At 66.7% G+C, this 12,668-nt stretch carries 11 protein-coding genes and 1 pseudogene; 3 read left to right on the top strand and 9 right to left on the bottom strand.

Annotated features, from left to right (window positions below; genetic code table 11):
- Positions 1–28 precede the first annotated feature (28 nt).
- From ABC766_RS15700 to ABC766_RS15680, 5 genes are all read right to left on the bottom strand, one after another.
- The gene (locus tag ABC766_RS15700; RefSeq protein WP_345822635.1) at positions 29–754 is read right to left on the bottom strand and encodes a hypothetical protein; all 726 of its coding nucleotides are present in this window, start codon (positions 752–754) and stop codon (positions 29–31) included.
- 10 nt (positions 755–764) lie between these two features.
- Positions 765–2,099 carry an FAD-dependent oxidoreductase gene (locus ABC766_RS15695; protein ID WP_345822634.1) on the bottom strand — a complete coding sequence of 445 codons (1,335 nt, stop codon included), beginning with the start codon at positions 2,097–2,099 and terminating at the stop codon, positions 765–767.
- Positions 2,096–3,292 (bottom strand): acyl-CoA dehydrogenase family protein, encoded by a 1,197-nt coding sequence (locus ABC766_RS15690; protein ID WP_287090161.1) that lies wholly within the window; start codon positions 3,290–3,292, stop codon positions 2,096–2,098. The genes ABC766_RS15695 and ABC766_RS15690 overlap by 4 nt, the downstream gene beginning before the upstream one ends.
- A 58-nt stretch (positions 3,293–3,350) precedes the next feature.
- Positions 3,351–3,902 carry an OsmC family protein gene (locus ABC766_RS15685; protein WP_053609340.1) on the bottom strand — a complete coding sequence of 184 codons (552 nt, stop codon included), beginning with the start codon at positions 3,900–3,902 and terminating at the stop codon, positions 3,351–3,353.
- A gap of 209 nt (positions 3,903–4,111) precedes the next feature.
- On the bottom strand, positions 4,112–5,713 hold the full coding sequence (locus ABC766_RS15680) for a sigma-54-dependent Fis family transcriptional regulator (RefSeq protein ID WP_053609339.1): 1,602 nt from the start codon (positions 5,711–5,713) through the stop codon (positions 4,112–4,114).
- Positions 5,714–6,157: 444 nt separating this feature from the next.
- On the opposite strand from ABC766_RS15680, the pseudogene ABC766_RS33995 reads away from it, so the two are divergent.
- Positions 6,158–6,277, top strand: a pseudogene (locus tag ABC766_RS33995) (IS481 family transposase); the annotation flags it as partial.
- On the opposite strand, the gene ABC766_RS15670 reads toward ABC766_RS33995, so the two are convergent.
- The gene (locus ABC766_RS15670) at positions 6,226–6,795 is read right to left on the bottom strand and encodes a YagU family protein (RefSeq protein WP_053609338.1); all 570 of its coding nucleotides are present in this window, start codon (positions 6,793–6,795) and stop codon (positions 6,226–6,228) included. The pseudogene ABC766_RS33995 and the gene ABC766_RS15670 overlap by 52 nt on opposite strands.
- 246 nt (positions 6,796–7,041) lie before the next feature.
- Here ABC766_RS15670 and ABC766_RS15665 point away from each other — a divergent pair, with 246 nt between their 5' ends.
- Complete coding sequence (locus tag ABC766_RS15665; protein WP_345822633.1) at positions 7,042–9,054, top strand: HAMP domain-containing methyl-accepting chemotaxis protein; 2,013 nt, start codon at positions 7,042–7,044, stop codon at positions 9,052–9,054.
- A gap of 226 nt (positions 9,055–9,280) precedes the next feature.
- Positions 9,281–9,535 (top strand): hypothetical protein, encoded by a 255-nt coding sequence (locus ABC766_RS15660; RefSeq protein WP_345822632.1) that lies wholly within the window; start codon positions 9,281–9,283, stop codon positions 9,533–9,535.
- Between the two features lie 12 nt (positions 9,536–9,547).
- On the opposite strand, the gene ABC766_RS15655 is transcribed toward ABC766_RS15660, so the two are convergent.
- From ABC766_RS15655 to ABC766_RS15645, 3 genes are all read right to left on the bottom strand, one after another.
- Positions 9,548–10,258, bottom strand: a complete 711-nt coding sequence (locus ABC766_RS15655; RefSeq protein WP_345822631.1) for a metallophosphoesterase — start codon at positions 10,256–10,258, stop codon at positions 9,548–9,550.
- A 130-nt stretch (positions 10,259–10,388) separates the two neighbouring features.
- Positions 10,389–11,348, bottom strand: a complete 960-nt coding sequence (locus ABC766_RS15650; protein ID WP_345822630.1) for a helix-turn-helix domain-containing protein — start codon at positions 11,346–11,348, stop codon at positions 10,389–10,391.
- Positions 11,349–11,929: 581 nt separating this feature from the next.
- A complete protein-coding gene (locus tag ABC766_RS15645) occupies positions 11,930–12,157 on the bottom strand; it encodes a hypothetical protein (protein ID WP_345822629.1) in 228 nt (75 codons plus the stop codon).
- Positions 12,158–12,668 lie beyond the last annotated feature (511 nt).

The following is a 12,668-nucleotide window of genomic DNA, read 5'->3' as shown; positions in this document are numbered from 1 at the left end:
GCGCCGCATCATGAAATCTTCGCTCGGATCAGCATCCCCCCGCCTGGCTGGCGAAGGTCGAGACGGTGGGCCGGTGCCGGTCTCTCGGCAGCGTCGAGCCGTGCCGGATCACCGGAGCAGCATCGCGAGGCCGGCACCTCCGATGAGCCTTCCCGGCACCGTGTCGAGCGGGCTCTTGCGGGTTGCACGGGCGGAGGGCCGGGGAAGCCCAGAGAGGCCGCTGCCGGCGCCTTCCGCGAAGGCCGGGACCAGGGCTCAGTCGACGCGGGAGACGCGGGAGACGCGGTAGACGCGGGAGACGCCGGCGATCGCGAACGCTCCCGTCCCGACCGTCACGGAAGCCGTCACCCTCGTCGAACAACCGGTCGAACGCGGCGCCTGTGCGGGCGACCTCAGTCCCCGCGTTGAACAGCGTGCCGCACGCGTCCTGCACCTGGAGGATGCCGCGCCCGATCCCGGGCCGGCCGCCAAGACCCTCCCGGAGGTGCGGCGCGGCCGAGAGGGGGGCGGCGTGGCCGGGGGGCTCCAGGATCCACGCGACGGTCCGGCCCTGTTCGCCGACATGGGCGATCACGCTGTCGATCGCCGCCGCGGCGCGGCTCCGGGGATCGTGCACGACGAAGGTTGCGGTGTGGGTCGGCTCGTCGATGAGGCCGTGCACGGCGAGGCGCGGGGTCGTGCCCGAGAGGCTGGCCTCGACCTGCCCGCGCGCCTGCGCCAAGGCGGGATCGGTTGCGTGGAAATCGTTCGTCATCGTCAGCGCCTCAGGCGGCCAGCCAGGCGGTGACCTCGCCGTCGCGCCGCTGTTCCATCGCGAGCCGGCTCTCGGTGTGCTCGACGATGTGCCAGGGCTCCCCGGGGAGCGGCGCGCCGTGCAGCGCGATCGGTGTCGAACGCGTCTTCAGACGGATGACGGGCGCGGCGTGCGCGTAGCCCGGATGCTCCCGGCCCAGGATCGCGTGGGCGATGGCCTCGGCCTGGCGGGCGATCGGCTCGATGAAGCGGCAGGGTCGCCCCGCGATGCTGATGCAGTCGCCGAGCGCGAAGATGTCGGGTCCGCTCGTGCGCAGGGTCGCCGGATCGACGACGATCCCGCGGTCGAAGGCGAGCCCGGCACCGCGCACGAGCCGCGAGGGCGTGGCGAGCCCGGTCGCGGCGATCACCGTCGTGGCGACCAGAATCGTCCCGTCCGCGAACGTGAGCGCGACCTCGCCGCCCGGCCGGCGGCCGAGGCCGCGCACGACGGCGTTGGCCCGGTAGCGCACGCCCAGCCCTTCGAGTCCGGCCAGGAGCCGGCGGCCCGCCACGTCCGGCAGGAGCTCGGGCAGCGGCAGCGCCCCGATCCCGACGAGCGTCACGGCGTGTCCGGCCCGGGCGAGGTCCTCCGCGAGTTCGCAGCCGACCATGCCGGCGCCGATCACCGCGACGGCACGGGGGCCCTGTGCGAGTTCGGCGTGCAGGGAGGCCCAGGCCGCGAGGTCGTTCACGCGCCAGCACAGGGTCGGGTCGAGGCAGGCCGGCAGCGCCGGACGCGCGCCGTGGGCCAGGACGAGGGCGGTGTACCCCAGGGTGCCGCGCGTGGTGCGCAGGCTGTGCCGCTCCGGGGAAAGGCCCACGGCCACCGTGTCGGCCATCAGGCGCAGGCCCAGGCGGGCAGCCGCCGCGGCGCCCGTCTCCCGACGCAGCCTGTCCGGCGACAGGTTGCGTCCCAGCGCAACCGAGAGTTCCGGTTTGTGGTAGACGTCGCCGCCGCAGGCCGTCACCAGTGTGATCGGAACCTGGGTGTCCTCGGCCCGGATCGCCTCCGCGGCCGCCCATCCCCCGGCACCGGCGCCGACGATCACCACGCCCGGCCGGCGCTGCGCGGCCGCGGCCGCCGGCACCGGCGCGACCGGGGCCCGCCGCCGGTACGGTTCGAAGTCGGACTTGGTCACCCCGCAGATCGGGCAGGCCCAGTCGTCCGGGATGTCGGCGAACCGGGTTCCGGGCGCCAGGCCGCTGTCGGGATCGCCCTCGCCCTCGTCGTAGATCAGCCCGCAGGCCCGGCAGAGGAACTGCTTCCAGGGGCCGAGGCCGTCGGTGGGTTCCAGGACGGTCATGCCCGAGCTCCCACGCCGGTGCCGCTCGGCAGCACCTCCCGGGACAGGCGCGCCATCTCCCAGCGCAGGTGCTTGATCGCCGGCGTGACGATGGCGACGAAGTGCGCCTCGCGGACGCGGCGCTGCGGGGCCGCCGACATCAGGTAGCCGCGCGCGCCCTGATGCAGGAGCGCCGACTGCGACGCGCGCAGGGCCAGCTCGGCGGTCTGGGCCCGGGCGTCGAGGACGTCGATCAGGTAGTCGGTCGAGCCATCGTAGGGCGTCTCGGCGAGCCGCATCACCCGGGCGCGGAGCTCCGCGAGCTCGGCCGCGACCGTGTCGGGGCGGTCATCGAGGAACTGGTTGACGTGCCCAAGGGTCTCCTCAACCGCCAGCATGGCGTCGAGGCTTCCCTCGGCCACGCCGAGCCCCATGCCGCATTGGAGCAGGATGAAGGCGCCCCGGATCCCTCCGATAAAGGGCCGGGCCGGATCGGCGATCAGGTCGTCCTGCCCGACGAAGTACTCGTCGAGCCGCACGCCCCAGGTGCTGGTGCCCTCCATGCCGGAGAAGTGCGGGCAGGGCCGCAGCTCCGCGCGGTCGCAGCGCAGCAGGAACATGATCTCGTGGCTGATGGCGTCGCCGGCGCCGAGGACGCCCGCGATGGCCCCGCAGTACTGGCCGGCGCCGATGTGGCTGACCCAGGGCAGCATGCCGCTGACCCGGTAGCCGCCGGGCACGCGACGGGCGCGCAGCAGGATCGGCTCGATCCCGGCGAACGCCTTCATCGGGTTGGAGAGCGCCGTGCCGCCGAAGGTGCGGCCCGCGACGTGGTCGTCGAGGAATGCGCCGGAGAGCGCCGGGTTGCCCGAGCGCTCCAGGTAGAGGCCGCAGACATCGTGGCACCACATCAGGAAGCCGGTGGCGCCGCAGGCCCGGCTCGCCGCCTGCATGGCGGCGATGGCCAGGCCGACGCGCGCGCCGTGCCGGTCGAGGTGGACGCCGAGCGCGCCTGCGTCTCCGAGCCTGCCCATGATGTCGAGCGGGTACGCGCCGTGGTCGATCTTGCTCGCCGCCGCGCCCAGGGGGCCGTCGGCAATGGCCGTCGTCTCGGCGAGGACGGTCTCGTCCGTCCACGTGCGGCCGGCCGGGCTCGCGAACGGCGCCTCCGTCACGGAGGGCCCGGCCGGTGGAAGGGCGAGGGCGCTCGACATCGTGCAATCTCCTCAGGAAGGGGAAAGGGGGCGGGGCCGCCGGGTCATGCCGACGGGCTCAATCGGCCAGGCCGATCTTGAAGGGGACCGGGTTGCGCAGGGTGTTGGCCACCGGCGAGAAGTGGTTCGCGTGGCGCACGATCTCGTCGAGCGCCTCGCGGGTCGCGTCGCCCTCGATGGTCACGGCGACCCGGATCTCCTGAAAGCCCATATCCTCCGGCTTCTTCTCCGCCCCGCCGGCGCCCCAGGCGGCCGGGTTGCCGATGTCGCCCTCGAGGTGGAGCTCCAGGCGGGAGAGGCGCACCTGCTTCCAGGTCGCCACCGCGGTGATTCCGACCGCGAGGCAGCCGCCGAGGGCGGAGAGCGCGATCTCGCCGGGCGCCGGCGCGGTGTTCTCGCCGAACAGATGCAGCGGCTCGTCGACCACGACGGGCGCATGGTCGCCGACGTAGCTGAGGGTGCGGTACTGGCCGTCGACGACCGTGTGCACCTTGTTGGTGCCGCGCGAGCCGGGATTGCAGCGGCCCTTCTCGGCGAACTGCATCAGGCCGTCGCGGTCGATCGGACGCAGGTAGGTGGTGACGGTCTTCGGGGCGGCGCTCGCGCTCATCTGGTGTTCCTTCCGGCTCAGCCCCGCAATTGTCGGGGGCGGCTCGGAAGGACTTGCGCAAGGCAGATGCCAGGATGGCCGAACCGGGAATTATCTTTGAAAATCCAGGTTTTCCAAATTCTTAGGTGAGGGCCGCGGTGATTTGATCGCCCGGTTGCGACAGTGAATGTCGACATTGTGTCGACATTGTCGGACTTGGGCGAGGCTGGTTAGGCCATCGGCTGGAGCTTCCGCCAGCGGTAGGAGAACTGGCGCTCGGTGAGGCCAAGCCTCTGCGCGGCGCGGGTCTTGTTGCCACCCGCTTGCGTGAGGGCCAGGCGCAACTGCGCGCCATCGTGCGAGTCGGCGGGCAGATAGGGCCGAAGGCCGCCCATCGCATGGACCGGGTCTCCCCCTGTCGGCACGATGTGCCGTGCCGGTCCCGGCGCAACCGCCCCCGAGACAGTCACGCCCCCAAGCATCGGCTGCAGGTCGTCGACGTCGAGAACGCCCTCGCTGGCCAGCAAGACGAGCCGCTCGATGAAGTTGGCGAGTTGGCGGATGTTGCCCGGCCAGGGCTGGCGGGCGAGATGTGCGACGGCCGACCGGGTCAGGTTGACGTTGCGCTGGTTGGCCTGGTTCGCCTGCGTCAGGAAATGCAGCACGAGGTCCGGAATGTCGTCTCGCCGTTCGGCCAGGGGCGGCAGGGTGATCGGGATGACGTTGAGTCTGTAGAAGAGGTCCTCCCTGAAGCGGCCGTGGGCGACCTCGGCCGCGAGGTCCCGGTTGGTCGCGGCGACCAGGCGCATGTCGACGCGGATCTCCCGTTTGCCACCGAGGCGAACGACCGTCCCCTCCTGCAGGGTCCGCAGCAGCTTGGTTTGGAGGATCGCCGGCATCTCGCCGATCTCGTCGAGGAAGATGGTGCCGCCGCTCGCCTGCTCGAACCAGCCGGCGCGTGCCGCGACCGCCCCGGTGAACGCGCCGCGCTCGTGGCCGAACAGTTCCGATTCGAAGAGGCTCTCTGGAATGGCCGCACAGTTCACCTTGACGAACGGCCGGTCCCGCCGGGGGCTTGCGAGGTGGAGCGCGCGGGCGAACAGTTCCTTGCCGGTGCCGGACTCGCCGAGCAGCAGGACGCTCGCGGTCGCGTCCGCGACCTTCTCGACCTGTACGAGCGCGCGCAGCAGCGCGGGCGAGGTGCCGATGATGCCGTAGCGGGCCCGCTTGATGCGCAACTCGCGAGCCAGCATATCGTTGTGCTCCTCGAGCGCGCGTGTCTTCCGCTCGACCCGCTCGTTCAGGGTCAGCAACTGGCTGACCATCGTGGCGATGATGCGAAGGAGGGTGAGGTCGTCGGAGAGCGGTCGCTCCCGGTGGCGGATCCTGTGGCAGGCGATGGCGCCGACAGTTCTCTGCTCGACCCGGATCGGGAGCGCCAGGAACGACACCGCGCCACGGGGCAGTCGCGCGCGCTCGACCGCACGCCCTAGGAAGACCGGGTCATTGTCGATGTCCTGGACGATGACGAGGTGGCCATCCTGGATGACACGGCCGGTGATGCCCTCGCCCGGCGCATACCGGCCGCGGGCGACCTCCTCGCGGGTCAGGCCGTAGGAATGGGCGATGCGATAGCCGGCGCCGTCAGGGTCCTTCAGGACGATGCGTCCACGGTTGAGCCCGACGATCTCCGAGAGCAGGTGCAGCATCTCGCGGGCGACCTGGTCGAGGTGCAGGCCCTTACCGACGAGGTTCATGACCTCTTGGATGAGGAACATCTCCTGCGTGCGCCAGTAAGTGCTCGACGTTGCGTTGCTTGCCCGCTCCTCCATGGCTGATCGCACCTCAGTTGCCCGACTGCCGTCGGCAACCTGCAAGCCCTGTGCAAGGAGAGGTGCGAGACACGCCAGCACCGCGTCCCCGAAGACGCGCCGGATGACCGGCAACCGATGCAAAGGCCGAAAGCGGCCCGCTCCCGTCCTCCCCGGAGGCGGCGGAAGCCGACATTCCCGCGGACCCCGCCATGTCGGCGATGCTGCGGGCAGACCCCTGAGATCGGGTGTTGGATCCCGCGGGATGCGCGCTGGGCCGAAGGCGCCACGGCAGCGCCCGCACGACGGAGGCGCTCCGTCGCGCAAGACAGCGCCGTCAAGACGGTGTGAGGGCCGCCGCCGGACGCTGCGGCGTCAGCCCGACGACGCCAGACGTGGCGAGCTCGGCAGACGGCGGCCGATGCGGCGAAGGGCCGAAAAGGCGATCAGCGCAAGACGACGCGCTTTGCCGATGATGTCATCGGCTATGTCCACATCGATCTCGCAGAGGTCTGGACGGGAGATGGCACCCTCTACCTGTTCGTTGCCATCGATCGAACTTCAGAGCTGGCTTTCGCCAAGGTGGACGCTGACGCGAACCGCATCCTCACCATGTCGCGCCGGACGATCTCGATCGTCCAAGCCCAGAGCAGGTGCCCGAACACCTCCGAGAACACCTCATGGGCGGAAATGTCCCAGACCTGGGGCGCCCAGCCGCCCAGCGGCAGCAGGATGGCGTGGAACAGGAGGGTTATGATCAGTCCGAAGGCCAGTCCTTGCCCCAGCGTCACGAGCGGGCATGCCGTTGCGAGCAGGCAATAGAGCAGGCCGAAGACGATCGAGAAGCCCTGGTGCACCAGGGCGACGCCGTAATTGATGACGTGACCGGTGAAAACGTAGGTCATGTCCTCGGCGTTCAGGCCAAGCGCCTTGAGGATGGCGAAGGGTGGCGAGATGCGGCCGGCCTCCCGGGGCGGGAAAGGGATCTCGGATCCCCACTTGACGAAGCTCGAAAGATTTCCGCCTAGGAATCCCGCCCAAGCCGCGTATCCGTAATCGACAATACCGTCGTTTTTCGAATTTGTCCCCAATTTGTCCTCCATATGTAATTCTATGTCGTCCGTACAATCTCCCTAGGAATTCCAATCTTCTTAGGTTTGCGGACATAGATCCAAAAAACGGATCGATCAACTGCCTGTATCACAGTTTTAAACCAAAAATTTGCAAAATCGTAATATGATTTAACCTAGAGATTTTGGTCGATTGCGGAGGTTGTTGTGAAAATATCGACTTTGATCGTCGCTGTGTCGGGATGTGTCGGTGCGCTGTGCGTGACTGTTACTGCAAAGATGGAAATCGACGAGTACAAATCATACAGTGATAGCGTCAATGCGCTGACGGGTGCTTCCGCGTCATTGAAGATCCTGGGCGCTTCGACCCGCATCGCGCAGGAACGGGGGCCCACCAACAGCAGTCTCGGCAGTGAGAGACCGGTGCCACGCGCTGTCGAGCAGGCGCTCAGCGAGGCTCGCACCGACACCGATGCGGCTCTACGAGAGGCCAGCCTCGCCGTGTCCACATTGCCGGAGCGATGGGGAGCCAAGGCCGCCGAGGCCGTCTCCGAGACCGTTCGGCGCCTCGCCACCGTGCGGCAGCAGGCCGATGCCGTGACGGCTCACGTTCAGGCACAGCGATCCCAGGACGCGGTGGCGGGGATCGTGAAGGCCTTGATCGCCGTCCCGCCAGTGCTCGACCAGGCGTTGAATGCTGTGGACGATGCCACGATGTCGGCCGATCCGAGCCTGGGCTCCTGGCTGACGATGGCCCGGACCGCGACGGAGCTGCGTGACTTCGCGGGTCAGATCGGATCCGTGTTCACCCCTGCTCTCGTGACCAGGCGGCGTATGACGGACGAGGAGATCGGGCAATACAATCGATTGAGCGGCTATGTCGACGCACAGATGCGGCAGATCCTGCTCGCCCGTGGGAAAATCGGCGACGATGCGGGTGTCGATGAGCTCATAAGGACCATGCGGGCGCAATACATCGAAGCCGGCCAGAAATTGGCCGCCGATCTCGTGGCCCAAAGCTTATCCGGTCAGGCCGCGACCCTGACGGTGCAGGACTTTGCCGCCCGTTATGTCCCGGCCATGAGCGCGATCGTCGAACTTCGCGATCGATTGTTCGTCCGGGCTTTCGACCTGATCAAGGCGCGCATCGCCGCGGCCCGGACGCGCTTCGTCCTCTTCCTGCTGGGCGGCGGCGCGGTGCTCGTGATGTGCGGCGGCGTGATCGTGGTCTGCGTCCGGAGGATCTCGATGCCGATCCGCCGCATGGCACAGGTCATGAGCCGGATTTCCGACGGTGACACCAGCCTCGTCGTTCCCGACACGGCCACGAAGAACGAGATCGGCGCGATGGCGGCGGCCGTGCAGGTCTTCAAGGATAATCTGATCCGGAGCCGGCACCTGGAGCTGGAGGCTGCTCAAGCGCGGGCCGCCGCCGAGGCGCAGCGCAAGCGCACCATGCTGGAGCTGGCCGACGAGTTCGAGCGGGCGGTCGGCAGCATCGTCGGCCAAGTCTCGTCCTCGGCCACGGACCTGCAGGCCACCGCCCAGGCCATGACCGCCACCGCCACCCAGACGGCCGGCCAGTCCACGACCGTGGCGTCCGCCGCCGAACAGGCCGCGAGCAACGTCAACACCGTGGCGGTCGCCGCCGAGGAGCTGGGCACGTCCGTGCAGGAGATCAGCCGGCAGGTGGACGGCTCTTCCAAGCTCGCGCAAGCGGCGGTGGACGAGTCGGATCAGACGGCGGCTTTGGTGCAGGAGCTGAGCGGGACGGTCGCGCGGATCGGCGACGTGGTCGGGCTGATCTCCTCGATCGCCGGGCAGACCAACCTGCTGGCGCTGAACGCCACGATCGAGGCGGCCCGCGCCGGCGATGCCGGGCGCGGCTTCGCGGTGGTCGCTGCCGAGGTCAAGGAACTCGCCGGGCAGACCGCCCGGGCCACCGAGGAGATATCAGGCCAGATCACGCGTGTTCAGGGCGTGACGGCCGAGGCGGTCGGTGCCATCGGGGCGATCACGGCGCGGATCCGGGAGATCAACGGCGTGGCGGCCTCGATCGCCGCGGCGGTCGAGGAGCAGGGCGCCGCCACGCAGGAGATCGTGCGCAACGTCGCTCAGGCGGCCACCGGCACGGCCGAGGTGACGAGCAACATCACCGGCGTGGCCGAGGCCTCCGAGGAGACGGGCGCGGCCGCGGCCCAGGTGCTCAGCGCGGCGGACGAGCTGTCGCGCCAGTCCGAGCATCTCGGGGCGGAGGTGGCGCACTTCCTCGCCACCGTCCGAGCCGCCTGAGACTGGCGCGGGCTCCGAGCCCCCTCCCGGTCGCCCGACTGCGTGCAGGCGGCTGGATCGGGTGCGATACGGGGCTCGGCCATCCGAGCGTCATCGCCGACGCCGGTCAGCCTGAGGAATGTGTCACGGCCTAAGCTGCTTCATCTTGAGGCAGAACCAAGCCGCCATGACCGGAACGAACATCCCGCTGGGCTCCAAGGAGGATGAGACCGCCGTCGGATCACGGATGGACGCGCTCGCCGCGGATCTGGTCGTGGCGCGGATCGAGACGCTCCTGCAGGTGTTGCGTCGGAGACGGACCGAGCTGAAGGCCCAGATTGCCAATCTGCAGAGCGTGCAGCCGAGTGCCGAGACCCGGCTGACCGAGCTCACCGCGGCGTTGGTCGGCCAGATGAGCGACAGCGTGGCGCATCTGAACCTGCTCGTCGATCAGGCCGAGCTGTTCGTCCAAGAGCTGACACGCGACGCCCCCTCGGCTTGAGCCCGTGTGAGATCAGCCGATCGCGATCGCCCGAGCCGCGTCGAAGGCGGGATTGGCGAAGCGGGGACCGGCCGGGTTGCACAGGATCCGGGCTCCGCCGGGCCGAACCAGGTCGAGGCTGTGGTGGACATGGCCGTGCATCCACAGAGCCGCGCGGCCGGTATCGGTCAGGGCGGACAGGTCCAAGGTTAAGCTCCCTGCGTTCCAGGTGCCGCGCCAAGCGGGAGCGATGCAGTCCGGATGCGGGGCGTGGTGGGTGACCCCGATGAGCGGCAGCGCCCCATCACCCTCGTCCATGAGCGCAGCCAGCTCGGCGCGCGCGTGACGGTGCAGGGCCGCGGCGTCCCCGGCCGTGAGCAGGTGATGGCCGCCGTCATGGGCGACATCGATCGGCTCGCCGGTCGGCGTGTCGGGATCGAGCTGTCCGGCCAACCGACAATCGCCCCGCAGGGTGGTGCCGACGAACCGGCATCCGGCCAGGATCTGAGCGCGGGCGAGATCCGCGGGCACGATGTCGTGCCAGTGCTCGTGGTTGCCCAGCACGAACACGACGGGCTCGTCGTTGGCGAGGCGGTGCAGGACCCTGAACGTCTGCCGGGGGGCGGCCTTCCACATATCGCCGGCCGCGACCAGCATGTCGAAGGCGGGCGGCTCGGACCGGAACTGATCCGGATACAGCACCGCCTCGAGGTGCCGGTCGGACAGGATCCAGAGCTTGGCCAAGGATCGCCCGCGCTCTCAGGGGCGCACGATGCGCACGGCGTCGAAGCCTTCATCGGGACTGGGCGGCTCGAAGCGTTCGGCCACGGCACGCAGCGCAGCCCAGGCTCGGATCGTCAACGGATGAGAGTCCTTACCGGGCGACCTCAAGTGCAGCCTGCCGGAACTCGCTCGGCGTCATGCCGTGATGCGCTTTGAAGCGGCGGGAGAAGTGGGCCTGGCTGGAGAAGCCGCAGCTATACGCGACTGTGCCGATCGGCAGATGGCCATGCTCGATATTGCTCAGCTGGTGCCCGGCCCTCAGAAGACGGCGCTCCCAGATGTAGTCGGACACGTGCCTGCCACGCTCATGAAACATCTCCTGTAGCCGGCGCAGCGAGACGCCGACAGCCGCGGCGAGTTCCGGAGGTCCGAAGTCGGCGTCACCCAGATTAGCCTCGACATAGGTCTTGGCGCGCTGGACCGTGACTGTTTCATGCAAGGGGCGAGATACCTCCTGTGCCAAGCGCTCGGCGATGCTGGCCGCGATCAGGTCGATGCCGATGGCCGACATGCGGTCTGCCACGGCCGGCGTCAGGCTGTGACTGGCACGCATCAGTTCGGTCAGAAAGCCTGTCGCCAAGGCGGTGCTGCCGAGGTCTGCACCGATGGTCAGCCCGCTGTAGAGCCGAGCTGGACCGAGGACAGACTCGAGCCGCTCGCGGGGGATGTGGAGGGTGAGCATCTGGCTGCCCGAGCTGTATTCCTGCGCCGCCGGACGACAGTCGAGCACCATGAGATCGCCGGGCCGTTGCACCGAGGTCCTGTCGGATTGACCGGTCTTTGCAATTCCTGCCTGCCGGAAGAATATTCCGACAGCATTCTCCTGGCCATGATTCCTGACCAGGTCGGGCGTCGCCTCAGCGCGTAAAGCGCCATGGGAGGTGCGTATCGCTTCGATCGAGCCGACGGTAGCAATTTCTATCTTGGCATCGAATGGATCGTCGGTCAGGCGCTTCTGCTCGGCCGGCACGCGCATGTCGGACATGGCATCGCGCCAGCTTCTAAATCTGTCGCGAGGATGAAATTTCTCCGTTGAAAACAGTGTCCGCATGTATTTTCGTCTATATTAAAATATACCACCACTTGTAGTGCATGAATTCTAGCCGAACTCCGATGCAGCATGGCTTATGATATGGAAATGGAGTAATGTCAAAATCTAACAAATCTCAGCCAAAAAACAAATCTAAGAGTGAGTTGTCGGCAAATATACCTTTTCTATGATCGCTGAGGTTGTGAGGCGAGTGGCCAACATTTGTATAAGTTCAAAACTGTTATTAAGCGCTAAAATTGATTTATATTAAGCGTGAACTGTCAGAAAATACGATCTAATTGTGCGATAGGCGCTGAACTGACCATTATTATAGACCGGGCTGATCGAGAGGCTGCTGCAGGGCCGGGGCCATGGGAAGCCGGAAGGCCAGATCCGGGACGGTGACAGGCGCAGGTGGTCGGTAGCCCGAGGACGAATGCGGGGCGAACGCGGTTGTCGGTATCCCGCCACCGCCTGCCGGCGTCGTTCGCAACCCGCATTCTTCATGAAATTTACTGATAGCCGCAATGATTTATTCACGGTCGCAAAATCAAATTATAACCACCCCAATGCGCAACAAGTTTTGGAAATTTTTTACTTGATCAATGCGCGTTGTCGGAAGGATTGCCGTGAAACCCGCGCCTGACCCAATTTATGACGGGCGCCAGAAATTCATCGGTTTGCGTTATGGGTATCAAAAACAAAGGGGACAGCAGGACAGCGGTTACCCAGGCCGGGGCGGACTGGTTTACGACATACACCAGCAGTATTGAGGCGGCAGCAGCGGACACGACGAGCCAAATTCTTATAAAACCTTTGATCATACGCATTGAACAAGCTCCTTGGCGCGCGCAGGATTTTCGATTGTCCTGCTGAAGATAGAGGAATATAGAAATATCTGGCCGAACGGGCGTAGGGCGAAGGGCTCGTCTGGCTTCCAAAAACTTACATTCCACCGCATTCCCGCCATCCACTAGCGGTTATGGCATCAACTCATAAATTGATTTTAGCCGACTCGGAGTGACGGATCGCACGCTCGGGCTATGATTAATTTTTATCTATTTCATTCGATAAACAATAGCTCTTTTAGTCGGTGGCGAGACAGGTTTTCTCGTAATTTTAGTCATGAATTCACAACTATGCAATAGATCTGCTCTTCATTGGCGCGCCGAGCATGATATTTATAGATATATCTGATCACATCCTGCATCGCGAGGACGCGAAAATAGATTGAGATTCCCGACAGGCCTTAAATCGTTCCTCCCGTCGCAAGGCCGCATCGAACGATTGCGGTCCTTCCGGGATTGACCTGCCTTGAAGGAGCGCTGGCGCTGCGGGGCG

The sequence above is a fragment of the Methylobacterium fujisawaense genome (assembly GCF_039619325.1).
In the GTDB taxonomy this organism is placed as follows: domain Bacteria; phylum Pseudomonadota; class Alphaproteobacteria; order Rhizobiales; family Beijerinckiaceae; genus Methylobacterium; species Methylobacterium fujisawaense.
The sequence above is the reverse complement of the archived record's forward strand: the minus strand, read 5'-3'. Positions and strand labels throughout refer to the sequence as shown.

Excerpts from the sequence above, each read along its gene's own strand:
- ABC766_RS15700 (WP_345822635.1), bottom strand. The coding sequence starts at position 754 with ATGACGAACGATTTCCACGCAACCGATCCCGCCTTGGCGCAGGCGCGC.
- ABC766_RS15695 (WP_345822634.1), bottom strand. The coding sequence starts at position 2,099 with ATGACCGTCCTGGAACCCACCGACGGCCTCGGCCCCTGGAAGCAGTTC.
- ABC766_RS15690 (WP_287090161.1), bottom strand. The coding sequence starts at position 3,292 with ATGTCGAGCGCCCTCGCCCTTCCACCGGCCGGGCCCTCCGTGACGGAG.
- ABC766_RS15685 (WP_053609340.1), bottom strand. The coding sequence starts at position 3,902 with ATGAGCGCGAGCGCCGCCCCGAAGACCGTCACCACCTACCTGCGTCCG.
- ABC766_RS15680 (WP_053609339.1), bottom strand. The coding sequence starts at position 5,713 with ATGGAGGAGCGGGCAAGCAACGCAACGTCGAGCACTTACTGGCGCACG.
- ABC766_RS15670 (WP_053609338.1), bottom strand. The coding sequence starts at position 6,795 with ATGGAGGACAAATTGGGGACAAATTCGAAAAACGACGGTATTGTCGAT.
- ABC766_RS15665 (WP_345822633.1), top strand. The coding sequence starts at position 7,042 with ATGGAAATCGACGAGTACAAATCATACAGTGATAGCGTCAATGCGCTG.
- ABC766_RS15660 (WP_345822632.1), top strand. The coding sequence starts at position 9,281 with ATGGACGCGCTCGCCGCGGATCTGGTCGTGGCGCGGATCGAGACGCTC.
- ABC766_RS15650 (WP_345822630.1), bottom strand. The coding sequence starts at position 11,348 with ATGCGGACACTGTTTTCAACGGAGAAATTTCATCCTCGCGACAGATTT.
- ABC766_RS15645 (WP_345822629.1), bottom strand. The coding sequence starts at position 12,157 with ATGCGTATGATCAAAGGTTTTATAAGAATTTGGCTCGTCGTGTCCGCT.